Origin of the sequence: Acinetobacter baylyi DSM 14961 = CIP 107474 (assembly GCF_000368685.1) — a bacterium.
GTDB classification, from domain to species: Bacteria; Pseudomonadota; Gammaproteobacteria; order Pseudomonadales; family Moraxellaceae; genus Acinetobacter; species Acinetobacter baylyi.
In genome coordinates this window covers 309,293-335,270 of the sequence record NZ_KB849626.1, presented here as the reverse complement: position 1 = coordinate 335,270, position 25,978 = coordinate 309,293, and the positions used below count along the sequence as shown (strand labels likewise).

Genomic DNA, 25,978 nt, shown 5'->3' with positions numbered 1-25,978 from the left:
GTCTTATTCTAGCTTAACTTATTTTTTTACATAACCAATACAATCAAGATTAAGTGCATAAAAAAGCGGATGAGTGACACTCATCCGCTTCAGAATATTATTAAAATCACATTACGCTTGCGTAACTTGAATTCTTAATTCTTTAGGCAAACTAAACGTGATATTTTCTTCACGACCATCAAGCTCTTTTGGCGCTTCTGCACCCCAGTCCTGTAAACGCTGAATCACTTGTTTAATCAAGATTTCTGGTGCCGATGCACCTGCGGTTACACCAATTTTAGCCACACCATCAAACCATTGCTGTTCAAGCTGATCTGCATTATCGACCAAATATGCAGCTTTGCCCATACGTTCCGCCAATTCGCGTAAACGATTGGAGTTAGATGAATTTGGTGAACCCACAACAAGCACAACATCACAACGACTTGCAAGATCACGCACTGCATCCTGACGGTTTTGCGTGGCATAGCAGATATCGTCTTTACGTGGTCCCTGAATTTGGGGGAACTTGGTTCGCAAGGCATCAATAACTTTTGCTGTATCATCAATGGATAAAGTGGTTTGGGTGACAAAGGCCAATTTCTCTGGGTGATTTACAGCAAGTGCTTCGACATCAGCCTCATCTTCTACCAGATAAATATGACCACCTTTACTTTTGTCATATTGCCCCATGGTACCTTCAACTTCTGGATGTCCTTCATGACCAATGAGAATCGCTTCGGTACCTTCACGTGCATATTTGGTCACTTCAATATGGACCTTGGTGACCAGCGGACAAGTGGCATCAAATACTTTTAAACCACGGTGCTCTGCTTCTTGCTGAACAGCTTTAGATACACCATGTGCGCTAAAAATAACAATCGAATCGTCAGGCACCTGATCCAGTTCATCAACAAAAATTGCGCCACGCTGACGCAGATCATCGACCACGAACTTATTATGTACCACTTCATGACGCACATAGATGGGTGGATTAAAGCATTCGAGCGCGCGATTTACGATTGCTATGGCACGGTCAACACCTGCACAAAAACCACGCGGATTTGCCAACACAATTTCCATAGAATCCTCAATTATTCGCTAGATATTTCGTTCAAATTTGGCATCTATACAAACTTTTATAGTGGACTATATTCAGTTTAGTCCCGTAGTACACTACAATAGCCAAGATATTTTATCATATCAGGAAAAATATCATGTCGGGTCTATTGTTTGTCGTTTCTGCTGCATCAGGAACAGGCAAAACTTCTCTCGTCAAAGCTCTTCTGGAACGTGTAACCAACTTACACGTTTCTGTATCGCATACTACGCGAGGCCAAAGACCTGGTGAGCTCGATGGTGTTCACTATCACTTTACCACGAAAGAAAACTTTCTCTCACAAGTTGAAGATAACGGTTTTATCGAATATGCCGAAGTGTTTGGCAATTATTATGGAACCTCTCAAGCCACGGTAAAACAACAACTGGCAAAAGGTCATGATGTATTGTTAGAAATCGATTGGCAAGGTGCACAGCAGGTTCGCCGTATTTTTCCTGAATCCAAACAAATTTTTATTTTGCCACCAAGTCAGTTCGATTTACGTCAACGGTTATCCAACCGTGGAACAGATGCGGTTGATGTCATTGAACATCGCTTGAGCTGCGCCGTCGAAGACATGCAACAATATGTCAATTTTGACTATATTATCATCAATGACGACTTTAATAAGGCGCTTCATGACCTTGAATCAGTGATTACTGCAAATCGATTAATGCTTGCTCAGCAAGTACAGCGTCATCATAAGCTGATCGAACAACTCATCACACCAAATAGCGAATAAACTTGAGTATAAATTGAAAGCATTTTATACTTTGCAGTCTAGTCAGATTTACTTAACCGAGAACTTATATGGCACGCGTAACCGTTGAAGATTGTTTAGACCATGTAGACAACCGCTTTGAGCTTGTACTAGTGGCAAGCAAGCGCGCGCGTCAACTTGCTCGTCAAGGCATTGAGCCAACTGTAGAGTGGGACAACGACAAACCTACTGTTGTTTCACTTCGTGAAATTGCAGAAGGTCATGTGACTAAAGATATTTTAAAACAACGCGATCAAGATTATCAAACCTCTTCACTTGATCTGGCATTGTCTGCAAATAGCTTAAATCTGGAAGGTTTTTCATTTCAATAAGCCGAAATAATGAGTATTAAAGCGTCTTTTAAGGCGCTTTTTTATTATCAACATGCACTGCAATCTCATCTTACAAAGAGTTTATTTTTTAGTTTTAATTACACACGTATAAAAAACAGGCAAATTATGATAAAAAAACAGACATATTGTGAAATACTTCTCATTAAAATAGTGCGCTTTAATTCAAGATTTGATACAAATGTAGGTTTACATCGTTTCTCCCTATCTCTTCGATTGAAAAAATTATGCGATTTTTTTTGTGAACAAATTGACAAGTTTCGCAATATGCTTTTCATTAAGAGAGATAAATTTTATCTCCCATATATAAAAGGTGTTTTATGCCAGGTGAAGAGGTCAGCCAAGCTAAGCAACAGCTTAAATTAATTATTGATGCCTACTTAAGTGAAAGTGACGTTGATAATGTGCTTGCTGCCTGCGATTTTGCCGATCTCGCACACAGCGGTATAACACGTAAAAGCGGCGAACCATATATTCTACATCCGATTGCAGTCAGTTGTATTCTGGCACACATGCGTCTGGATGCTGAAACCCTGATGGCGGCACTATTACATGATGTCATCGAAGATACCGAACACACCAAAGATGAAATTGGTGAGCGTTTTGGTGAAGTTGTGGCTGATCTGGTGGATGGGGTAACTAAACTCACTCATTCAAGCGATAAGCAATATAATAAGGCGGCTTCTTTTCGGAAAATTCTGCAAGCGACGCTGCAAGATCCACGAGTCATTATTATCAAGCTCGCAGACCGCTATCATAACATGACTACACTGGATGCCCTGCGACCAGACAAACGTGCACGCATTGCGCAAGAAACGTTTGATATATTTGTGCCTATGGCCCGTATCGTGGGCATGAATGAAATGGGCGATAATCTTGAATTATTGTGTTATCAGAATCTTGATTTAGATATGTACAATAATGTGCAAGAAGCACTCCTTGAAACCAAACCAAGACGTTGTGAATATCAGACCAAATGGGAACATCATCTAGGTGAATTACTTACCACTTATCACATCCATGGTCGCGTTAAAAAGAAAAATAATAATATTGAGCTATTACGCCATTTTGTAAAAAATGAAATCGATCTTCAGGAACTTACCCATAGCCATGCTTTTGAAATTATTTTAAATAGTATTTCAGATTGTGATCGTCTGGTGGATGCCTTAAAAGAAAATTTCCAGATTTTACATTTTGAAGATCATATTCGACGCCCATTACCTGGTGGCAATCAGTCGATCATGATGAAGTTAAAAGGTGAACAAACAACGTTGTCACTCACCATCCAGACTGAACTGATGCGTAAAGCTGCACGCTTTGGTGTGGTACTCGGTGAAAATGCACCGCAAGCTTGCCGCTCCGCGATTCAGGCCTCAATGCAGAATCTCACCACTTTAATTGATGGTGAATGCGCTAAAACGACGTTCAATGATTTGCTGGACTATTTGCATCAAGAAAAAATCTGGGTATATACCCCGCATGGTCATTTGCACGAATTACCGCAAGGTGCGACCGTAATTGATTTTGCCTATTCAGCCAGTTTATTTCTTGGCAACCATGCTGTAGGTGCCAAAATTGACGGTGAAATCCGACCGCTTTCGACACCACTGGTCAGTGGTCAAGTGATTGATGTTATTACCGATGTGCTCGCAACTCCTAATCCTGACTGGCTCAGCTTCATCAATACACAAAAAGCACGACGCGCAATACAAAATATGCTTCGTGATCAGGATATTGAAGAACAGCTTCTGGTTGGACAGCAAGCGTTAAATCGTGCACTCAAATTATTTAATCGTTCTATGCATGATTTATCCGAATCTGATTGGTTAAATGTCTTGCAATGGCGTCATGTCGAAAATAAAGAAGCGCTGTTTGAACAAATTGCGGTAGGCGATTTGCTGCCACAACTGGTTGCCAATCATTTGTATGCTCAAGATACCTCTGATAAAACAGGACATGCGCCTGATCGTCTGATTCAGGGAACAGAAGGGGTCGATGTCAAATATGCACATTGTTGTAATCCAATTTTAGGTGATCCAATACAAGGGCATTTATCACGTCGTGGATTGATTGTACATCGGGCTCGTTGCCATAACTTATTACATGAACAACACCTTCATCCTGAAAACATCATGCCACTGCAATGGACATCCGATGATTTAGACGATGTCAGTTTTACTGCCTATCTCTGTATTGACATGCCACTTGATGGTGAACAGATCTCAGAATTAATTTATTTATGCCGTAAGTCACATACAGGCGTAGAAATGGTGCAACCACATGGGGATCATACCTATGTGAATATCGTGGTCAATAATCGTAAAGTAGTGGCACAAATTATTCGTGATTTGCGTATGCTGTTTGGCTTTCCTCGTGTTTCCCGCTTGTTTACTCCTGCTGCTGTGACGGAATCTGTAAAAATTAAAGTAAGTTAATCAATTATATCGATGATACTTTTGTCATGTGGTTTCATCGATTATGATGTTTTTATATAGAGAAAAGGAGTAATCGATGTCACGCCAAGTTATTCATACTGAAAATGCGCCTGCAGCTATTGGTACATATTCTCAAGCCATTCTGATTGATAACACTTTATATTTATCAGGCCAAATTGGTTTAGATCCTTATAGTATGGAACTGGTCGATGGAATCGAAGCACAAATCCGACGTGTATTTGATAATTTAAAAGCAGTGTGTGAAGCTGCTGGTGGCACACTCGCCGATATTGCCAAGCTCAATATTTTTATGACAGATCTTTCACATTTCCAACTGGTCAATCAAATTATGGGAGAGTATTTTGCTCAACCTTATCCTGCTCGTGCAGCATTAGGGGTTGCCAGTTTACCTAAAGGTGCTTTGGTTGAAATGGACGGAATTGTCTTTATTAATCAGTAAATTAAAATTATTTAATTAACACCACCTATTGCGTGGTGTTTTTTTATTCAAAATACCAATCATAGATTATTTTTTTACAAATGAATTTCATTGACAAACGATAACTATTATCAATAATATCTATTATCCCATTTAAGAATGCGAATGACTCTGATGTACGTTTGTTTGTGTCGTGGTATTACAGATCAAGATATTAAAGATGCCGTTGCAAGCGGTGCTGAAAGTTACCGCGAAGTTCGTGAGCGCTTAGATCTTGGTACGTGCTGTGGACGCTGTGCACCAGAAGCCAAAAGTATCATTAATGAAGAACTTGCAGAAATTGCAGCTCGCATCTCTGTTGCTGCATAGATTGATAAAAAAGACTCAGTTACACTCAAAGAAATTATTAAAACTAAAATAACATCATGATCTTTAGATCATATTCTCCTCCCCGCTTCTGACTCTAAGCGGGTTTATTTTGAGCATCTTCGTGTATTTTATTGTTTTTGATTGCGATTTTCATTTGCTGTTCAATAAAGTACTCGCCAGCATCGCTATTGTTGATTAAACTTAACTCAAATACTGCCTTATTTATCGCTAAGGTATACAGCTTGTTTTTGGAGTCATACTATGAAAGGCAATCGGGATGTTATTAATCAACTCAATCAAGTGCTTTATCATCACCTGACAGCAATTAATCAATACTTCCTGCATTCACGTATGTTTAATGACTGGGGCATTGAAAAATTAGGTTCATCAGAATACAAAGAATCAATTCGTCAGATGAAACACGCCGATAAGATTATTGAACGTATCCTGTTTTTAGAAGGTTTACCAAACTTGCAACATTTGGGTAAGCTTTATATCGGTCAGCATACTCAAGAAGTACTGAATTGTGATGTACGTAAAGTCAAAGAGAATATCGAAACGCTTAAAAAAGCAGTTGAGATCAGTGAAATTCAGCAAGATTATGTTTCACGTGATCTAGTTCAGGAAATTCTTGAAAAAGAAGAAGAATACTGGGACTGGACCACTACCCAACTTGATCTGATTGAAAGTATTGGTATTGAAAATTATATTCAAAGCCAAGTTTAAGTTTTATTGCCACCGTATAAAAAAGATCCCGATATCGGGATCTTTTTTTATGCTCAATCAAATCAAGCCTATTTCGCGGATTGAGAAATTTAATCCCGTATAAACTGTGGATTTTTATTAACAATTCTTAACAAACAAAAAGTAAAATACATCACATTTTTTAAAAAATAAACAATTCGTATCATGATAATTCCTAGCATTTTTTTAATTAATTCCAGGGTTTTATTGTATGCTGATAATTAAGATGATTTAGCAACTTCTATAAATATCTTTACTTTATAAATAACATAAAGCGATTATCCATGAAACTTAGAATTGCCACACTGTTTGGCGTTGTGATGTTATCGGTAGCTTTATCACATGCTGACTCTATTGCAAATACATTCAACGTCAGCATTACTGTGAAAGAATCTTGCGATATACGGACTTTGACGGCCACAGATATTGATTTTGGAACAGTCACACAGGCAGCACAAAATGCCTATAATTCTGGTCAGCTTAACGTTGCCTGTACCAGTGGCACCTCTTATGCTATCGCATTACAAAGTAGCCGCAAAATGGTCAATATTGCGGATCCAACTGTGCAAGTCCCTTACACCTTATTTCAAGATTCAAATTATTCTAAGGTATGGGGTTCAGATTCTGGAACTGGCCTATCTCAAATAGGAACTGGCGAAACCCAAATGATCAAGATCTGGGGTAAAGTTGATGCTCAGGATACTGCCGTACCCGCGGGTCAATATCTTGATACCGTAACCGCCATTGTAACGTACTAATAAGTCAGCTTAATAGTAATGGTATCGCGGTATTCCCCAGCTTTTAGATTTTGATTTTGTGGCAGAATTCGTCCATATACAGGAATGGTAAACACAGGCTGGTAGGTATCCAACTTGAGTACAGAATTGTCAGAAGTTCCCCAAGCTATACTATATGCACTATCTTGATATAAATCATATTGAATAAATTGCCCTGCATTGGTCATACGCCGTTGAGTACCACTGGCATATAACCCTGTATCCAAACCCACCTTTAAAGCAGTATTGGTAGGACATTTCAACTGAATACTGGTTTGCCCATATATGGGTTGATTCAAACTTATAATACTTCCAAAATCCAGTGTGTTTACGCCAACCACTGCACAGCTATTTTCAAATTTTGTGGTTGTTTTCATATAGTTTTGCACCATATTCTGTTGCGCTAATGTTTCCTCAACAGAAGGTACGACATCACCTGTTTTGCTTTTATAAAGCAACTTAACTGTCATGTTATAACTTTGATAATTATCAGCCTTAACATTCTGATTGGCATATACCTTGCCATAAATCGGGATTTGGACTGTCTGCTGGCCGTTATTTTCTATCTGTAGCGACTTACAGAGCAAGTTATTAGGCGCAGCTTTATTATCAATCATTCGAGAAAAAGACGGATCGTAATATAGATCATAATTTAAATAATCAAATGGCCATGATAATGAAATGAGGCGTCTTGGATTGATCCCTAAAGGAGAATTATCTTCAATATAAAAACATAAGTTGAATGAGGTTTTGACATTGTTATATTGATTACACGTTACATCCAGATCAGTTTTGGATGACACTTGTTGCGTGTTGACAGAGCCAAAATTTAATGTAGGTGATGAGATCCAGCAAGAATCGGCATATACACTTTTACAGCCCAAACAAAGCAGCACAACAACAAGGCTCCTAAATAAATATGCATTTTTGGAAATCTGAGCGATTATACAATTGCTGTGAATTATTGACATGTGACTTTCCCCAAATCAACAAATCCAGACTTATCTTTTAATTCAGGTAATGTGATCTGACAATGTTGATGATTATTCTGGATAAAAAAGTGACGCTGAGCTGGGTTTTCGAAATATACGATCCCTTCCCGTCCTACGACTGTTTCAATTTCTTGTTGATCTGACGAGCGAAACACTGGACTTCCCATTTCGACTATATTGCCATTAATATCGATGACTTGCATTTGAATTGAGATCATTTTATAGATCGGAAAATTAACCAGAATCCCACTGGATTGACGAGGAACGCCATCCAGTTGTGTTTCCTTGATTTGTAAATCTAATGGTAACTTTAAAGTATCAATTGAAAGCTTATTATGCTGATAGGCATTTAAACTATTGACCAGCAAAAAACCTTGATCATTGGTATAGCCCACGTTACGATTTTCAAGCATCACAGGCACATGAGGGATCCCCGATGTTGAAACCAGTGCAAATGCCCCCAGACTTCTACGCATCGGTGCAAATTGCCCTCCCATCCACAGCAAAGATCCATCGAGAGATGCGCTTATAGCAGTTTGTTGCTGACCCGAAAACTGTGATTGTTGTAACTCGATTGCCATCTCTGAAGAATTGCCCAGATAACCCAGTCGTCCTAAATAACTCTGTCCATCATCATATTGATTCACACGTAATTGCCCGCCCCAACCACCACGATCCTGATTAATCGATTGCATGAAGGTTGCAGAGCTTTGCTGCCTTCCCGCTGTATTTTGGGTACTGACCGTTACAGATTTACGTTGCGCCCATGGAAATGAGAATCCAAGATAAATTTCATTTTGACGCTGTTCAATATTATAGTTATAGCTCAGACTCAGATTGGCATGTGACTGAAATGTTTGAGACCACGTAAAAGATGCATAGCGACTGGACGTGTGATCAAGAGCATAACGCTGTGCAATATAACTTCCACCAAACTGCCCAAAACGCGTATAGAAACCCAGATAAACCTGATCCATTTTTTCTGGAAAAGCATATCCCATTAATCCAGCAATATCTGTATATGTACCTTGCTGCTTAAAGGTATTGTACGAAAAATTAAAGTTTCTGGAACTCCAGCTATAACCAAGTTGATATAAACCACCCTGATCCTCTTGATGTTGACTATAGGCATAGGCAGCATTGACTACACCACCCCGTGTTCCAAGCTGTTGCACCACACCAGCGCCCAATAAACCAAGCTGCGGACTAAGTTCTGAATGTAATTCCACTGTGGTATGTGCGTTTAAACCATAACGGTAATTACCATTGAATAATGGCTGATCATCATAGTGAAAAGATGCTGTAGCATAGTCTAACTTGGTTACCCCTAGATTAAACGACCATTCATCTAGCCCTTTTTGTAATAAAGATTTTGTACCATACAACTTAAAACTCAAGGTTTTTTGCTCACCATTAATATCTGTAATCACTAATTGAGCATTACCCGCTCCATTCAGTGTAGGCTTGCTTTGAATTTCAAACTGACCAGGTGAAATCGATTGTGTATTTTGTTTTAGACCATCAATAAATAAATCAACTGTCGAAGGCAAAATACTTTCCCCTTTAAACTTTAATAAAGGAGTTACAACACGATACGGCTGCAAATTATAGTTTTTAGACAGGGATATACCACTGATCCGTGTTGAACGTGCCCATGAAAATGCCGCTGACTGTGCATCCCCAATCACCAAGCTCATTAATTGGTCTGGATAATCTTTTTGCCAGTAAGTATCCAGAATATAAGAACGGAACTGATTATTTTCAGATGATTTTGAGAATGTCGAACTTGATGAAATACTTAATAGACCACCTTGTACACCAAATAATCGCATTTCATTCCACAAATTCAACTCGTGCTGGTTTTCGATTGATTGTGCATAAACATCATAATTCATCAACATCCCAAACTTTTGCTGGTCTGGGTTTAGTTTTGCTATTTCCTTTTTATTATCATATGCATATTCATTTTTACGATTCAATAAATTGAGAGAAACATGCAAATTCAGTTTTTGTGCTGCTTCATCATATTCATAGGTTAAACCTGCAACAGTTTTAAGATCAATATGTTGAATATCAGTTTGCGGTGTAAATAATCCAGAGGTATTTATTCCAAGTTTCTGTAATATTTCTAAAGATGTAAATAATGAATTACCCTCTTGAGTAAATTGGAAAATATCTGGAACAGGTGCATTATTTAATGTGACTTCCAGATATAAATCTTGATGTATAGGCTGTTCAGATAAGACATCAGCATATGCATAGGGCGTGACCCATGCATAAGTAATGCCTACACCTGCCCCAAGCAGATAAGCAAATTTAGACATTGAATACTAAAAATTAAGGTGTTAGCGGCAAGGGTTGTGCAATATCATCTGAATTAATCAACGCTTCAAAATGCCCTTTTGGCGAAATAGCAATGCCTTTAGGTATTGGCCATTGCATCATTTGTCCAACCAGCGCATATCCGACCAATCCGCCAAGAACTGGTATGTTCTTGCCAGTTTCATCAATGTAGTTCAACTGACTCAAACGTATATAGTGTGACGACTGATTTTTGACTATTAATTGATGATCTTTAAATGAAAACTGGACGCCATTTAAAGACATTGGCTTTTTAGGATCTGTAATGACGGGTTGAGTGCTAGGGGCTTTAAAAAAAACAGGAATAGAATATTGCAATAAAAGCTGCACACCATTGATTTTAATTGCTTTATCACTTGGAAGCTCATCTACAATTAATCGGAAAGCCTGCTCTGTCGTCAACGTCGGATTGAGTTTAACCACACGAACCAATTGTTTCTGACCCGGTTGGATAGACAAGATCATCGGACTTGCAATCAAATCTTTGGTGTCCTCAAGAACATTCTGATTTTCTTTTTGCGTCCAGCTTTTCGCCCGCACTTGCGCACGAATCGTTTCATCGCCTGTATTCATCAGCCAAAGCTCTTGAATTTTTTCATTCGGATTAAATTCAAGAAGAATTGGTGCGACCTGTAAACTGGCAGCATGAGTAAACATTGCCCATAGGCTTAAAATAAATAAGATGACTCCACGTATCATTTATAACATCCCATGATAAATATTTACCCACACCTTAATCACAAATTAATAAGAAATTTGTGCAGTAACAGTATCGCTATATTGTCCTTCTTTTACATTTGTATTTTGTCCAGTCAATGTTGCTACAACTGTATAATCCTGATTATTACCTGTACCACTGCTTGCTACATTTGCAGTATTATTACTATCAAATTTAATGTTATAACCAAGGATTGAATTTTGATCATTCACATTCTTTAAGTTATTTTGTCCCCACATCGCAATATTATAACCAGTACCTGCTGTACAAGCTACAGTTAAGGTGGTATTTGCAGATTGTGTTTTTAGATCAGAAAGCAATAAATTACCAAAATTAATATCATTTGGTTTTGCAATAGAACATGACTTTAAAACATTAAGTTTTACATCAAAATTAGTTGATGCAGTTTCTGCATTTACTTGAGAAACGACAAGAGAAGAACTTACAGCCAAGATAGCAAGAGATAAAAAACGTTTCATAAGAGACACCAAGAAATAAAATTAAAACAAAATAAATAAACAGTAAGCACATTATAAGACCAAACTTTGAACAAATCTATAAATTTATATTAAATAATTAAAAATATTTTTAGAGCATTAACTCAAAATAAAATATTGAATAAATGAAAAATAAGTAATTGTTTTAATTATATTTTTAAAATAAAGCTATTATTATTTATTTTAAGAAAAATTTAACAATTGTAATATTTAGAATAAAAAAATGAATATTTTAAAAATATATACATTATTTAAATAAATTCAAAAATAAAACCACTCAATATAATAATAATGATTATCAATTGATAATAAAATATATCAATATTCTATTGAACAAAATTTTAACTTAGGTTTTATAATTTTTTGATTTTTTATTACACTATATGCTCTTATAATTTGATTTGCACTTTTTTGATCCATTTTCATTTCAGCAGAAATTGAATAATACTTATAAACAATAGATGCATTTGGATATCGATAAGCAACTTTCTTAAAATCTAATAGTTGATATTTATCTTTCAGTTCACAATAGTCTAAATATTGAAAATCTAATTGTTTAGAAAAGCCATCAAGTATATAGTTTTCTATATTATAAAATTTAACATGATTACTAAAAAGAAATTGTCTAGCATATATTTCATTTTTCTTTGAAATATCTAAAACTTCAACCCAAAAAGCTACATAGCCTAACCAACAACACCCAAGAAACAAAGTCAATTTTCTTTTTGATAAATTAAAATAAGATATAGAATTTTTGATATTTTGAGTAGAGATATAACCACATAGAAAGCCAACAGGAATTAAAAAGTAAGTATATGCAAAAGGATATTCCAATAAACAATGTACAAAAAAAGCCACAACACAAAAAAATAAAAATAAATCAGATTTATTTTTAATTGAAGAATATAGCTCAATCAAAAAGCATAAAATTAAAATAGAGATTATTAAACCTATAAAAAAACCATTCCATAACATTAAATCTAAGAACAAATTGTGTGAGTATGTAAACCATTCTCCTTTTGTTGAAGATTTATTAATTGTTTCTAATTGTGCTACTCCTGTCTGACCCCAACCATATCCGATAAATGGTTTATGAAATACAGCTTTTAATAATTGAGGCCAAATTTCAAACCGAGAAGATCCCATAGTAAGACGATCAAACGTAGAATAGCTATTTTTTTGAAAAAAAATTAAATTAAATAGTAATGGAACACAATAAACTAATGTCCAAAATACAATATTGAAAAAAATAACTCTTCTTAATTCTATCTTTTTTTGAAATTTTAAAAGATATAATAGAGAAATCAGAATTACACTTATCCATGCACTTCTAGACTGCGTCATTACATTAGCAAAAATCAAACAAAAAGATAAAATATTAAATACCATATTATTTAAACTATTTTTTTCTCTTAAATAGCATAATAGAAATAAAGTTATTAAAATCAAAGTCGAAAATTGATTTGGTTGACCCAGATTAGCAGTAGAACGACCATTATATGAGGAGCTAAATAGAAAAAAATTTTGAACTATTTCTATTTTTTGATTTATAGCAATAAGAAATGAAATCTGAACCACAATAATAAAAATCCAAGCAATCTTTTTTACTATTAGGTCATCACCATTTAATCTTTCATTAAAACCTAAAAGAAAACTCAGAAATAGAATTACTAAAAATGAAATTGAAAAGAAAAAATCTTGGAAAAAATAAATCTCACCTACAATTAACTGAATAAAAATTATGAATATGACAAATAAGAACCAGTAAAAATTTTTAGGAATTAGAATTTTTTTATAATCAAAGGACTTCACAGTTAGCAATATTAGCAAACCTAAAACTGCAATTAGCTCTTTATATAAAGTAGAAGATAAATTTGAAGTATTTGGAATTATAAAAGCACTACCAAGGAAAAATACACCAGAAACTATCGTGTAATTTTTGATTTTTTTAAAAATACTATTCATTTTTTATAATTTAAAGAAGAACTTATAAAAGTTCTTCTTTTAAAGCCATATAGTACTACTATCAACCACGACATTCTGATGGTACATATTTTTTATCAGAAGTTGTCGTACATTTCCATGTTACAGCGCCACTAGCATATGTTGGCGTTAATGTTATATTAGCGCCCTTAGCCTTAGTAGTATCCATAGTTACAATGATTTGTCCAGCACTACTCGCTCCACATGTAGCAGTTGCTACGTTCGTAGTGGCATTACTTGCTGAAATTTCTTGGACTCCAACGCAAGATGAGCCTGCAGTTGAAGGAGTACCTGCAACTAATGCACCTGCATTTAAAATATTTTCTGAAACCGTCGTTTTCATGGATGATGCTGCTGTTAATCCTTCAGAAACACGTGCACGGACTGTATAATCTGTATAAGCAGGAATCGCAATCGCTGCCAAAATACCAATGATCGCAATGACAATCATCAATTCAATTAAGGTAAAACCCTTTTGTGCATTCATAAAATTTCTCCACCAATGTTGTGATTTTATTTCGCGTTGGTCGCTGTATAAGTTATTGCATAGAGTGTGCCAAGTTTTAAAAATATTTTTTTAAATAATACAATCATATACTTAAATAAATATTTTAATTCTATCCATCTTTTTTTATTTACATAAAGTGTAAGAAAGTGACAATTTTTGTCAGGTGCGTATTGTAAAAAATTGTCACTTTATTGAGTTATTGTCTTTATGAGACACCTATTCGGAATGATAGATCTACTGTGTATCTCCTATATGATGGATGATAGTCACAAATACTGATTTTATTTCATCGCCTTAAAAATTATAAAACCAGCCTTAAAGACTGGTTCTAATTAAACTATTTAACTTAGAGTTTAAGGTCAATCACAATACGTCCATCAATTTTACCCTGTTCCATTCGCTCAAAAATATCATTGATATTTTCTAGGGGTTCTACGCTAATATGTGCTTTTACTTTTCCACGCGCTGCAATATCCAACGCTTCTTTCAGATCCAGCCGAGTTCCTACAATCGAACCACGCACGGTGATTCCATCCAGCACCATATCAAAAATTGAAAGGTCAAATTTACCTGGTGGTAAGCCGTTTAAAACCATGGTTCCACCACGTCGTACAACGGATACTGCCTGTTCAAAAGCCTTAGGAGAAACAGCAGTCACCAATACCCCATGACAACCTTCACCTGTCGCTTTTAGGACCTCTTCTTTTACATCAACTTTAAGTGCATTGATTCCCACATCTGCACCTAACTGTTTGGCAAGTTCCAATTTGCTGTCATCTACATCAATTGCAACCACATTAAAGCCCATCGTTTTTGCATACTGTACGGCAACATGACCTAAGCCACCAATACCAGAAATTGCAACCCAATCACCAGTTTTGGCTTCTGTCATTTTTAAACCTTTATATACAGTTACCCCTGCACATAAAATTGGCGCGATTTCAAGTAAATCTACGCCCTCAGGAATCACTCCAACATATTCGCCATCGGCCAGACAGTATTCTGCAAAACTACCATTTACAGAGTAACCAGAGTTTTGCTGTTGCTTACATAATGTTTCCCAGCCGGCGTAACAATGGTCACAATGACCACATGCCGAATATAACCAAGGAACACCCACTGTATCGCCAATTTTTAAGTGTGTAATGCCTTCTCCAATTTCGACCACCTCACCTACACCTTCGTGTCCAGGAATGAAAGGGAGACTGGGTTTGATCGGCCAATCACCGTGCATAGCGTGTAAATCGGTATGACAGACTCCCGTTGCAATCATCTTCACCAATACTTTGCCTGAAGTAACTTTCGGTATTTCTACATCCTTGATCTCTAACGGTTGATTAAAAGCAGTGACTACTGCAGCTTTCATTAAACTTCCCATTTTATTATCTCCGTGTATTTTTAAGAATTAAGAACCATATGTAAGAATGATTCTCAATTAAAATAAGATAAGTCCAATAAGGTAGGAGTTTGGTAGGTTATTTCGGATATTTTTCAATCAAACTACAATCTCGTAACAATTATTTCAGTAAGCTTTTCATCGGTCTTATTTCAAAATTGTCACTTTTTCTCCTTGATTCAAAAATTTCATTCTTACAGCTTGATTTACAACTCACGATTATTTCTTGTATTTTTTTACTTTTATAGACTTAAAACCTATTAAGTATTAAGTGATTTATCCACTTTCTTAAAAACTCTGCTTAAAAGCGACTTGAATAGAAAAGCTTTTGTCTGATTGCCTCTAAGCCGATTTTGATCAAAAAAGTTCATCTTTCTTCAAATATGCAAAAATTCTTGCCTATTATTTTTTAATCATTTTTTCAATAAAAATTACAAGACTTGCTAAAACATATTTATTTAACAATACTTTACAATAGCTAAAATTGGCTCCTGATTATTTTTAAAAATTGGCACTTGCTTGAGTGTGATTGAAGGCAGAAATTAACTTTAAAGGTGTCAAAAAAATGATCATGGAGTGATAGGTTTTTTTCAAAAAAAATAGATTTTTTATGCAATTAATTTGATTTTTTTATTGCCAAATTTGATTAATAGTGGCTCATAGATTTGTGTCTTTATTGAAATGGTGCGGATACAAATCAATTCCAGCGATGATGCATTATGTAATTTAACTGTAGGTTCGATGCTTGATGTTCATGATCTCTGGAAAAGCAAGTAAGGAGAAAATATGTTAAGCAACTTTGGTATCGCCGGCATACAAATGCAGGTCTCTGCATTTACCAGTAATGTAGAACAAATGGGTAATTATATGCGTCATATTCGCATGCGTTATCCATGGGTCAAAATGGTTTTATTTTCAGAACTCGCCCCGTTAGGACCAAAGCATAGTACCGCAGAAGTTTTTCCAAGCCAGACCGAAGCGCAATTGGCCGAACTTGCCCGTGAAACGGGACTATGGCTGATTCCAGGTTCATTGTTTGAACGTGTCGAAAGCCCAGAAGGTGACGTCATTTACAACACGTTATCTGTGATTAATCCTCAAGGACAAATTGTTGCACGTTATCGCAAGATGTTTCCATTTCGTCCTTATGAAAAAAGTGTCGCTGGTGGTAATGAGTTCTGTGTTTTTGACGTGCCAGAGGTGGGGCGCTTTGGCGTTTCGATCTGCTATGACATGTGGTTCCCAGAAACAACGCGTACTTTGGTCGCCATGGGCGCGGAAGTGATTTTGCATCCAACCATGACCGATACCATTGACCGTGATATTGAGCTTTCAATTGCACGGGCATCCGCTGCACAAAATCAGGTTTATTTTATTGATATTAACGGTGTTGGAGACGGCGGTATTGGTCGATCTATCGTAATTGATCCATCTGGTTATGTTCTGCATCAATCTGAGGCAGGCCCAGAAATTATTCCTATTGATGTTGACCTTGAAAAAGTACGCAGGGAGCGTAGACGTGGCTTACGCAGCCTAGGCCAGCCTCTAAAAAGTTTTAGAGATCGTGACTGTAATTTTACAGTTTATCAAGATACGACAGCTTTCCCTTATCTGGATAGTTTAGGTCCATTGGTCAAACCAGACGACTAAATTGATTAAAAACTAAAACGTAAAAGATAAAGAAAGATTGATAACAAAGATATAAGCTTATGACGAATACAAATTCATTAAGCCAGCATCGTAGCGTATGGGAGATACGTTCTGATAGCTGGATTAATCTCGTAGAAGATATTGGGTATCTGGCAGATCTTCAGATTAATAACCAAGATCGTGCCAAAGTTTTAACTCGTTTACGGCTCACTCTGGATTTTTTAATTCCAATTGAAAGTTATTGGGCATTTCCAAGCAAGCGAGTTTTTGCTGAACTCTGTCAGTATATTGAACGTGAAGATTTTACTACCGCTCGACAGCTTGCACGCCGTATTCATCGTGCCTTGTCTGCGGGGACTTATCGTCACGATAACAAAGTGCTCCAAAGTGAACGTGAATTACCCTCTCACATTGAAACCACAAGTGAGCAACAGGCACGTCTATCTCAGCCTTATTTTGAAGTGCTCATCGTGGATGAAATGTCTCCAGCAGAAGAGGATGCACTGCGTCGTCGAGTGATTAGCAAGCGCTGTTCTGACGATCCATTTATTTTTGATATTGTGGTTGTTCCGAGCTTTGAAGATGCCCTGATTGCATCCCTAATTAATTTCAACTTACAAGCTGTGGTGATTCGGCACGGCTTTCCAGCACGATCGGTCAATCATGTTGATATGCTGGAACGTTTATTTATAGATGTCGATCAGGATATTGAATCCCTTCCAGAAATGGAGCGTGGAACACTATTAGGCCGCCATATCGCGAAGTTACGTCCAGAACTGGATCTCTATTTAGTGACCGATGCAGGTGTGGAAAATATTGCTTCTCATGCTGGCAGTGAAATCTTTAAACGCATTTTCTTTGGCGAAGAAGACCATATCGAGCTCTACAATGCGATTATGAAAGGTGTGGGTGAGCGTTACCGTACACCATTCTTTAATGCATTACGCGATTATTCCAAACAACCAACAGGTATGTTCCATGCACTGCCACTGGCACGTGGTAAAGCCATTCTTAATAGCAACTGGATTGGTGATCTGGCACAGTTTTATGGCATGAATTTATTTATGGCCGAAACATCAGCCACTTCAGGCGGTCTGGATTCATTACTGGAACCTGTTGGCCCATTAAAACATGCGCAGGAATATGCAGCCCGTGCATTTGGTGCCAAACGGACTTTCTTTGCAACCAATGGAACCTCCACCTGTAACAAGATTGTGGTGCAATCTCTGGTACGTGAAGGTGATATTGTACTGGTAGATCGCAACTGTCATAAATCACATCATTATGGTTTGGTGCTTACAGGCGCCAGTGCCGCCTATCTCGATTCGTATCCACTCAATGAATACTCAATGTATGGGGCGGTGCCAATTTGGCACATTAAACAAACTTTATTGAGCTTTAAACGAGCAGGTACGCTTGATCGCGTTAAACTGGTTCTACTCACCAATTGTACCTTTGATGGTGTTGTCTATGACGTAGAACGGGTGATGATGGAATGCCTGGCCATTAAACCTGATCTGATTTTTTTATGGGATGAAGCATGGTTTGCTTTTGCAAGTTGTCATCCCATTTATCGCCAACGCACAGCCATGGCCAATGCCGCTAAGCTGGCTGAACGTTTTAAAACGCCTGAATATGCCCGAGAATATGCCGAGTGGAAAGACAGTATTGACTGGGAAGATGATCAACAGCTCATCAACACTCGTCTCATGCCAGACCCTGCTTTGGCACGTGTTCGCGTTTATTCAACGCATTCGACACACAAGACCTTAACTGCACTGCGTCAGGGTTCCATGATTCATATCTGGGATCAGGATTTTAAAGAAAAGAGCGAAGAAGCTTTTATTGAAGCTTACATGACCCATACTTCAACTTCGGCCAATTATCAGATTCTGGCATCGCTGGATGTAGGACGGCGTCAGGTTGAAATGGAAGGTTATCAACTGGTACAGCGACAGCTTGAACTTGCGATGAGCCTGCGCGAACAGGTCATGCATCACCCCTTACTCAAGCGTCATTTCCACTTCTTGCGCGTTGGCAATATCATTCCAACTGCTTACCGTGAATCTGGAGTCAATAGCTATTTTGATGAAGGTAAAGGCTGGGCAAATTTAGAGAAAGCGTGGAGCATGGATGAGTTTGTCATGGATCCTACCCGCGCAACGCTGATGATTGGTATGGTCGGGATGGATGGAGATACCTTCAAAAATACCGAACTCATGAATAAATACGGGATTCAAATCAATAAGACCTCTCGTAATACTGTTCTGTTTATTATCAATATTGGAACCACACGTTCTGCAATTGCTTATCTGATTGAAGTGCTGGTCAAGATTGCACGTGATGTAGATCGTCGTGTAGCTGACATGAGCTCAGCCGAGCGTCGCATTCACTTAAAACGTGTTAACTCTCTCACTCAAGAGCAACCACCATTACCTGATTTCTCTGCTTTCCATCGTGCATTTCGGGGTCAAAGTCTAAACCCAGCCATTCAAACCCGTGACGGTAATATTCGTCAGGCATTTTTTCTGTCCTATGAAGATTCGAGCTGTGAATATATTGATATGCAGGAAGCAGCCGTAGCTATTGCATCAGGTCGTGAACTGGTTTCAGCCCTGTTTGTAATTCCATATCCGCCTGGCTTTCCAATTTTAGTACCTGGGCAGGTCATCAGCTCTGAAATTTTAAAATTCATGGCAGCACTGGATGTGAAAGAAATTCATGGTTTCCGCCCTGAACTCGGATTTCGTGTCTTTACACAAGAAACGCTTGATCGAGTTCTACACGCAAAAGAATCTTTTGAATCGATTATGCAATATCAGCAAATCAATAACTTACGTGCTGGATAGATCATTAAAAAACTGAACCCGAAACAGATGGAACACAATATATGAGTATCCAGTATCCACCCTCTATTTGTGCATTCATCCGACACTATTGGCAAAGTCTCTATCCTCAGAAAAGACCAGACCCTAAGGAACTGAATATGAATTATAGTAATAAAGTCACGAGCATCTCTGATATGTTGCTCATGTTTCACCGTAATGAAAGACCAATTTATTTCATTAGTGCAACAAACTTTAATTTATTGGGCATAGACCGTTGGGTGAATCGCTTTCGCTATATCAATTATATTGACTGCTTTGATGGGCGCCATCCTAATGTTTTTGTACCGCCTGAATCATTACACGATGAATTTAACTCGATTGAAGACATCAACAATTATCTACTCCAGCATAAAGATGTAGTTGATCTGATTGAGCGTCGTGGTGGTAATCCCGTTGCAACATTCTTGATGTTTGATGAAAAAACAGAAGAACTGGCCAAAGAAATTGGTCTGGACATTTGGTTTCCACCTGCAGCATTACGCCAGCGCTGCGACAACAAGATGGAGACGGTACGTATCGGCAATAAAGCAGGTGTTTATTCAGTTCCAAATGCATTGGTGAAAGTGGATAGCTATGAACATCTCATGAAAATTGCAGAAGAATATGGCTTAGGTCAAGATTTGGTCATTCAAACGGCATTTGGCGATTCAGGTCACACCACGTTCTTTATCGCAAATCAGCATGATTTCAGTAAATATGAACAAGAAATTATTCAGGATCCTGAAGTAAAGGTCATGAAACGTATCAATTGCCGTGGTGCAACGCTTGAAGCATGTGCTACCCAGTCTGGTACGTTGGTTGGCCCCTTACTGACTGAAGTGGTTGGTGCTAAAGAATTAACCCCCTATCAGGGTGGCTGGTGTGGCAACGAAATTTTCCCAGGCGCATTTTCTGAACGTGTGCGAATTAAAGCACGTGAAATGGCAGAAAAATTTGGTAATCAGCTTCTCAATGAAGGCTATCGTGGATATTTCGATTTAGATTTTCTGATTGATATTGATACAGACGAAGTCTATCTTGGCGAGTTAAATCCACGCATCTGTGGCGCGAGCCCAATGACCAATCATGCTGCTTTTGCCTATGCAGATGCACCATTATTCCTTTTCCATTTACTTGAGTTTTCTGGTGTTCCTTTCGATCTAAATGTGAAAGAAATTAATGAACGCTGGGCACAACCACATTTTATTGACTCTTGGTCACAAGTGGTCATCAAGTACACAGAAGATAAAGTTGATCAGGTGACTCACGCACCACCAACAGGAATTTACCGTATGGCTGAAGACGGTAGTGTATCCTATCAACGTTTTGATTACGCACGTCGCGCAATTGATACAGAACGTGAGGCATTTTTCTTGCGTATCACAGGCCCAGGCGATTATCGCTATGAAGGTGCAGATTTAGGCATTTTAATTACACGCGGTCGATCTATGGATGACAACTTTAGATTGAATATTCGTGCTCGTGACTGGATCCGTGGTATTAAAAGTTATTATGCAGGAAAACCAATTGCAACCACACATCATGAATTAGCCCCTGCTCCAGGATCATTCAAAATATTATAAGGAAAATTTATGTCTGTCGAATTTCAATTTCAGGCGCTGGTCGAAGATACGCCCAACGAAAAATGGAAAGCAATATTCCAGCAACTCTGGCCAGGATACCGTGCCTGGTTTCTACGCAGTGGAGTGACTGGACGCCCCACCTATTTAGAATGTCGACAGGCATTACGCACTTACATGCCAGAATTAGTTCCACTTTGGGAACAATTGATTGAGCTGACTGGGGGAGGTGATGTTGAGTCACGCTTTTTGTCTCTCTGGTGTCCGCCTCCATATATTGCAGGATGTTCACAAGGCGTCTGGTTTGATCCTAAAGGGCAAGAAGAACCCATCTTATTGCGAAATTATGATTTTGCACCAGTTTTACTGGAAGGGAATTTACTCAATACCCGTTGGTTAGATCAACGTGTCATTGCCATGAGTGACTGTTTGTGGGGTGCACTCGATGGCGTCAATGAAGCAGGATTATCTGCGTCCTTGTCTTTTGGAGGGCGCACTGTTACAGGTACAGGTTTTGGAATTCCCCTAGTTTTAAGATATATTCTGGAATTGGCACACACCACTCAAGATGCAGTCAACATTCTAAAACGTATTCCAGTGCATATGACCTATAGTGTCACACTGCTCGACCGTAAAGGTGAATGGAATACGGTTTTTGTGAGTCCTGATCGCCAACCTGAAGTGGTGAAACGCCATGCCGTCACCAATTATCAAAATGCCATTGAATGGCCGCAACATGCGACTGCAACACATTCGGCAGAACGACTGACTTTTTTGGAACAAGTACTACATCACGCTACCAATTCACATGAAGTCCTTCAAGGTTTACTCACCAAGCCGCTCTATCAAGATGCATGGTTAAGAGGTTATGGAACTTTATATTCTGCAATTTACCGACCACTTTCGCAAAAAGTCGAGATTTGCTGGCCGCATGACTACTCGCAGCAGTCTTTTGAACATTTTACCGAGGAACAAAAGTTGATTCTACTTTCTGTAGAGCCAGCCCCGATTCCACCTGCACCTTTACCACTTTAATTTAGATTAGCCCTTTTAAAAGCAGTATGACTATTCACTGATGCTGCTTTTAATTCAAAATAATAGGTTGATTATCCAATTCATCTTGATCATTCTGATTACACCCATCATAAAACTGATCAAGCACTTGACCGATTTCCGTCACGGCATTGACTACTGCCTCACGATATTGATCTTGTTTAAGTTTTTGGATCATTTGTTCACATATCATCTGCCATGCCTGAGTATGTGATTCGGTACAGATTCCTCGATCGACCACCAGTTCTACTTTTTTTTCACATAAATTAAGATAAAGTAAAATACCGCTGTTGTATTGGGTATCCCATACGCCAAGTTCGGCAAATAACTGCTCTGCACGTCGTCGTGTATTTTGATGGTAAGCTTGAGAACAAGGAATATGGCCCTCTATCACCACCTGAATTTCACCAATATGACCGTGCTCTGCCAGCTTCACTGCCGCCGCAATAGCAGCCTGATCTGCCTGAGAAAAAAAGCGTTTACTGGCAGGTAAATAGAAAAAATGCTTAAACCAACGCTTCAAACTTGGTTGATTATTTTCTTTTAATTTTGGCTGGGTAATGATTCGTGTTGTATCTGTTTTTGTTACCATGATCCTGATGCTCCCCCACCACCAAAACTTCCACCGCCACCACTGTAGCCGCCGCCTCCACCACCTCCGAAGCCGCCACCGCCACCACGCCCACCACCCGACGCAAAAATCTGCAAAATGAGTTGAGCAAGTGAAGTAATGAGAAGTAAAAATATTCCAAGTCCGATCAATAGACTGGTGATCAGCCCAACGCCACTGATCACGCCAGCGGCAATACCCGCGACACCCGCTGTTGCAGCACTTAAACGGTTACCTACGATATAAGAGGCAAAAATTCCCACCACCACAATTATTAATGAATACACCATCATTTGTGAGCGGGCTTGTTGCTCGTGCAGGGCTTGCTCCTGACGCTGTTTTAAATCCTGAGCAGCTTGTTGTGCTATTTCTGGATCCATATTCACTATTTTTTCAATTTCATTGACACCAGACTGAATACCCTGTGCATACTGCGCCTGCTTGAAATAAGGCGTGATCTGATCACGGATGATCCGTCCTACCACAATATCAGGTAACACGCCTTCAAGCCCATATCCTGTCAGAATCTGGATGCGCCGATCATTGACTGCAATTGCCATCAGTATGCCATTGTCACGTTTAGCGGATCCTAATTGCCACTTTTCGCCCACACGCATGGCATAATCAAAAATATCTTCCTGACCTGTAGTCGGTACAATGACAACTGCCATTTGCGCCTTGCCCGTTTGATATAATTGACGAATCTGGTCAGACAGCGCCTGCCTTTGCTCAGAACTTAGTAAATTAGCCTGATCAATGACAGGCTCATTTAACGATGGCAAATTACGGATCGATTGACCATCAGCCATATCATTGGCAATTTGAGGCTGCTGAACCGCAACTGCGCTTGCAGATGATGATTTTTCAGTCTGCTGTTGATTCTTAATTATTTTCTGAGCAACCACTAAATCAGTTGCATCATCAGTAGATGTAGTTTCAGCGCTTTTGGCTATACTCGAAAAAGTGATCGTCAAACAACATAACAGCAATGCCAAAAACAGCTGTATGATGAACTGTCGAGACATGGCCATTTTCTTTTGAATCATGATCACCCCAGCTCAGTAAACTTAATTAAACGATACTGTGGGCGCTTTCTCTGCACCCGCGTCAGCACTAAAGTTTTGCTTGGTGTGCATACCAATCACTTTTGCGGTCATCGCCTGTGGGAACTGACGAACGTAAGTATTGTAATCCTGAACCGTTGTAATATAACGGTTACGCGCAACAGCAATACGGTTTTCAGTACCTTCAAGTTGTACCTGCAAATCACGGAACTGCTCATTTGCTTTCAAGTCTGGATAATTTTCAGAAACAGCAATCAAGCGTGACAAAGCACCTGTTAATTGACTTTGTGCTTGCTGGTATTTTTCAAATAATTGTGGGTCTTCGAGTACTTCTTTATCTACTTTTAGACCAGCTACATTGGATCGTGCCTGAGTCACATCAGTCAGGACCTGTTGTTCATGTTTGGCATATCCCTTCACCACATTAACCAGATTTGGCACCAAATCTGCGCGACGTTGATACTGGTTCTGAACTTCTGACCAAGCAGCCGTAACCGACTCATCTTTTGCCTGTAAAGTATTATAGCCACATCCAGAAAATACCAGCGTACTTGCCAAGACAGTCGAAAGTGCTAATTTTTTAAATAAATTCATATAACTAACCTCATGTTTCTTGATATTTTTGCTTTAGAGACATTGTAGCGAGGAATAAAGTCGATTGTTGTGTATTTTCTTTAATACATAAAAAACGGGTGCTTGACCCGTTTCTATGTTTACCCTGTTTAAATCAGCTATAACGCATTTCAATCTGATCTTCCTGAAAACTACTCATAGCATAGTCATCGAGCATTTTTTGTTTCCAGTACGCCACGATTTTACTGTAATCATGCTCGGCCGGATGAAACCCAGATTTATAATAAGATAAATATTCTGGCAGGAGTTGAATCACCATTTTACCCAACAAATATAGGCCAAATAAATTACCACCCACTTTAGGCAAACTTTGGCGCTTATCCTGTAAAAACAAACGCGTCGCAGAATAAAATGTCAGGCTTGCAAAGCCCGTGGTGACACTACGCATCAATAATTTACGAATTTTATCATCGCCATAGACTGCCTGATATACATCAAATGCGACTGAACGATGTTCAATTTCTTCAATCGCATGCCAGACCCAGAGTTTCATCGCATCTTCATCCAGACTGCTGAGAACTTCGGGATGGCGCAATATATAACCGCCAAGCAACGCCGTAAAATGCTCAAATGCACAGGTCATGGCAAGTTGAATTTTAGGATGCAAACTCCGAACATAGATATCCTTACGCGCAAGCCATGCCTGAAACCGATCCAGATTATAATCGTCTGTACGCCAGGCCTGATTAAACTCGGAATGTGCTTTGGAATGCATCGCTTCTTGCCCAACAAATGCAGCAATTTGAGTTTGTAATTGTGGATCTGTAATACGGTCACGTACATTTCTGACACTATGCACAAAGAACTGTTCACCAATTGGAAAAGTTGAAGATAGTGCCGTCAATAAATGTGACATGACAGGAGAATTTGCAAAATAATGACGTTTAATCTTTTCGGGATGAAACTGTAAACGCCTCACGGTGATCCCCAGTGCTTTGGGGCGGTTCTGATAAGCAGGTGATCGATCCATCATTACCGTTGCCATAACATGTTCCTTTTATTTTTCTATTTTTGAGTATGGCGTGATGTATCAGGCATCCCTATGGCGAAAATGCTTAGTAAATTGACAGAATTGCTCAATCTGGGTATGTGTCATACAAAAACACAAAAGCCTG

23 protein-coding genes are annotated in these 25,978 nt (G+C 38.5%); 11 read left to right on the top strand and 12 right to left on the bottom strand.

Annotated elements, in window-relative coordinates:
• Nucleotides 1–111 precede the first annotated feature (111 nt).
• Nucleotides 112–1,062 carry a 4-hydroxy-3-methylbut-2-enyl diphosphate reductase gene (gene ispH / locus F952_RS05735; protein ID WP_004923824.1) on the bottom strand — a complete coding sequence of 317 codons (951 nt, stop codon included), beginning with the start codon at nt 1,060–1,062 and terminating at the stop codon, nt 112–114.
• A 134-nt stretch (nt 1,063–1,196) separates the two neighbouring features.
• Between ispH and gmk the strand changes: the two genes are divergently transcribed.
• The 7 genes from gmk (at nt 1,197) to F952_RS05700 (ending at nt 6,933) form a co-directional block, all read left to right on the top strand.
• On the top strand, nt 1,197–1,820 hold the full coding sequence (gene gmk / locus F952_RS05730; protein WP_004923822.1) for a guanylate kinase: 624 nt from the start codon (nt 1,197–1,199) through the stop codon (nt 1,818–1,820).
• A 68-nt stretch (nt 1,821–1,888) separates the two neighbouring features.
• Nucleotides 1,889–2,170, top strand: a complete 282-nt coding sequence (rpoZ, locus tag F952_RS05725; RefSeq protein ID WP_004923811.1) for a DNA-directed RNA polymerase subunit omega — start codon at nt 1,889–1,891, stop codon at nt 2,168–2,170.
• 338 nt (nt 2,171–2,508) lie between these two features.
• On the top strand, nt 2,509–4,623 hold the full coding sequence (locus tag F952_RS05720; protein ID WP_004923808.1) for a RelA/SpoT family protein: 2,115 nt from the start codon (nt 2,509–2,511) through the stop codon (nt 4,621–4,623).
• A gap of 76 nt (nt 4,624–4,699) precedes the next feature.
• On the top strand, nt 4,700–5,083 hold the full coding sequence (locus tag F952_RS05715; protein ID WP_004923805.1) for a RidA family protein: 384 nt from the start codon (nt 4,700–4,702) through the stop codon (nt 5,081–5,083).
• A gap of 153 nt (nt 5,084–5,236) precedes the next feature.
• Nucleotides 5,237–5,431: a bacterioferritin-associated ferredoxin gene (locus F952_RS05710; protein WP_026056916.1), complete on the top strand. Its 195-nt coding sequence runs from the start codon at nt 5,237–5,239 to the stop codon at nt 5,429–5,431.
• A gap of 261 nt (nt 5,432–5,692) precedes the next feature.
• Nucleotides 5,693–6,157: a heteropolymeric bacterioferritin subunit Bfr gene (bfr, locus tag F952_RS05705; RefSeq protein WP_004923799.1), complete on the top strand. Its 465-nt coding sequence runs from the start codon at nt 5,693–5,695 to the stop codon at nt 6,155–6,157.
• A 302-nt stretch (nt 6,158–6,459) separates the two neighbouring features.
• Nucleotides 6,460–6,933: a Csu type fimbrial protein gene (locus F952_RS05700; RefSeq protein ID WP_004923796.1), complete on the top strand. Its 474-nt coding sequence runs from the start codon at nt 6,460–6,462 to the stop codon at nt 6,931–6,933.
• Here the strand turns inward: F952_RS05700 and F952_RS05695 are convergent.
• The 7 genes from F952_RS05695 to adhP all read right to left on the bottom strand — a co-directional run bounded on the left by F952_RS05695 (nt 6,930) and on the right by adhP (nt 15,388).
• Nucleotides 6,930–7,847: a Csu type fimbrial protein gene (locus F952_RS05695; protein ID WP_004923793.1), complete on the bottom strand. Its 918-nt coding sequence runs from the start codon at nt 7,845–7,847 to the stop codon at nt 6,930–6,932. The genes F952_RS05700 and F952_RS05695 overlap by 4 nt on opposite strands.
• Nucleotides 7,848–7,912: 65 nt before the next feature.
• The gene (locus F952_RS05690) at nt 7,913–10,267 is read right to left on the bottom strand and encodes a fimbria/pilus outer membrane usher protein (RefSeq protein WP_004923790.1); all 2,355 of its coding nucleotides are present in this window, start codon (nt 10,265–10,267) and stop codon (nt 7,913–7,915) included.
• A 13-nt stretch (nt 10,268–10,280) separates the two neighbouring features.
• Nucleotides 10,281–11,003 (bottom strand): fimbrial biogenesis chaperone, encoded by a 723-nt coding sequence (locus F952_RS05685; protein WP_004923789.1) that lies wholly within the window; start codon nt 11,001–11,003, stop codon nt 10,281–10,283.
• A 45-nt stretch (nt 11,004–11,048) separates the two neighbouring features.
• Complete coding sequence (locus F952_RS05680; protein WP_004923785.1) at nt 11,049–11,501, bottom strand: Csu type fimbrial protein; 453 nt, start codon at nt 11,499–11,501, stop codon at nt 11,049–11,051.
• Between the two features lie 336 nt (nt 11,502–11,837).
• A complete protein-coding gene (pglL2, locus tag F952_RS05675) occupies nt 11,838–13,484 on the bottom strand; it encodes a ComP-specific O-oligosaccharyltransferase PglL2 (RefSeq protein ID WP_004923783.1) in 1,647 nt (548 codons plus the stop codon).
• Nucleotides 13,485–13,545: 61 nt separating this feature from the next.
• Nucleotides 13,546–13,989, bottom strand: coding sequence for a pilin (locus tag F952_RS05670; RefSeq protein ID WP_004923779.1), 444 nt, complete (start codon nt 13,987–13,989; stop codon nt 13,546–13,548).
• A 367-nt stretch (nt 13,990–14,356) separates the two neighbouring features.
• Nucleotides 14,357–15,388 (bottom strand): alcohol dehydrogenase AdhP, encoded by a 1,032-nt coding sequence (gene adhP, locus F952_RS05665; protein ID WP_004923772.1) that lies wholly within the window; start codon nt 15,386–15,388, stop codon nt 14,357–14,359.
• An 804-nt stretch (nt 15,389–16,192) separates the two neighbouring features.
• Here adhP and F952_RS05660 point away from each other — a divergent pair.
• The 4 genes from F952_RS05660 to F952_RS05645 are packed head-to-tail and all read left to right on the top strand — an operon-like array spanning nt 16,193 to nt 22,538.
• Nucleotides 16,193–17,056 (top strand): carbon-nitrogen hydrolase family protein, encoded by an 864-nt coding sequence (locus F952_RS05660; protein ID WP_004923768.1) that lies wholly within the window; start codon nt 16,193–16,195, stop codon nt 17,054–17,056.
• A 59-nt stretch (nt 17,057–17,115) separates the two neighbouring features.
• Nucleotides 17,116–19,905, top strand: a complete 2,790-nt coding sequence (locus F952_RS05655) for an aminotransferase class I/II-fold pyridoxal phosphate-dependent enzyme (protein ID WP_004923764.1) — start codon at nt 17,116–17,118, stop codon at nt 19,903–19,905.
• Between the two features lie 41 nt (nt 19,906–19,946).
• Nucleotides 19,947–21,506 (top strand): biotin carboxylase, encoded by a 1,560-nt coding sequence (locus F952_RS05650; protein ID WP_004923761.1) that lies wholly within the window; start codon nt 19,947–19,949, stop codon nt 21,504–21,506.
• A 9-nt stretch (nt 21,507–21,515) separates the two neighbouring features.
• Nucleotides 21,516–22,538 carry a C45 family autoproteolytic acyltransferase/hydrolase gene (locus F952_RS05645; protein ID WP_004923759.1) on the top strand — a complete coding sequence of 341 codons (1,023 nt, stop codon included), beginning with the start codon at nt 21,516–21,518 and terminating at the stop codon, nt 22,536–22,538.
• 49 nt (nt 22,539–22,587) lie between these two features.
• Here F952_RS05645 and F952_RS05640 read toward each other — a convergent pair whose 3' ends face one another.
• The 4 genes from F952_RS05640 to F952_RS05625 form a co-directional block, all read right to left on the bottom strand.
• Nucleotides 22,588–23,148 (bottom strand): TPM domain-containing protein, encoded by a 561-nt coding sequence (locus F952_RS05640; protein ID WP_004923756.1) that lies wholly within the window; start codon nt 23,146–23,148, stop codon nt 22,588–22,590.
• On the bottom strand, nt 23,142–24,191 hold the full coding sequence (locus F952_RS05635) for a TPM domain-containing protein (RefSeq protein ID WP_011182764.1): 1,050 nt from the start codon (nt 24,189–24,191) through the stop codon (nt 23,142–23,144). Before F952_RS05635 ends, F952_RS05640 begins: the two co-directional genes overlap by 7 nt.
• Before the next feature lie 42 nt (nt 24,192–24,233).
• On the bottom strand, nt 24,234–24,824 hold the full coding sequence (locus F952_RS05630; protein ID WP_004923751.1) for a LemA family protein: 591 nt from the start codon (nt 24,822–24,824) through the stop codon (nt 24,234–24,236).
• Nucleotides 24,825–24,957: 133 nt separating this feature from the next.
• Nucleotides 24,958–25,848: a metal-dependent hydrolase gene (locus F952_RS05625; protein WP_004923749.1), complete on the bottom strand. Its 891-nt coding sequence runs from the start codon at nt 25,846–25,848 to the stop codon at nt 24,958–24,960.
• Between the last annotated feature and the right edge of the window lie 130 nt (nt 25,849–25,978).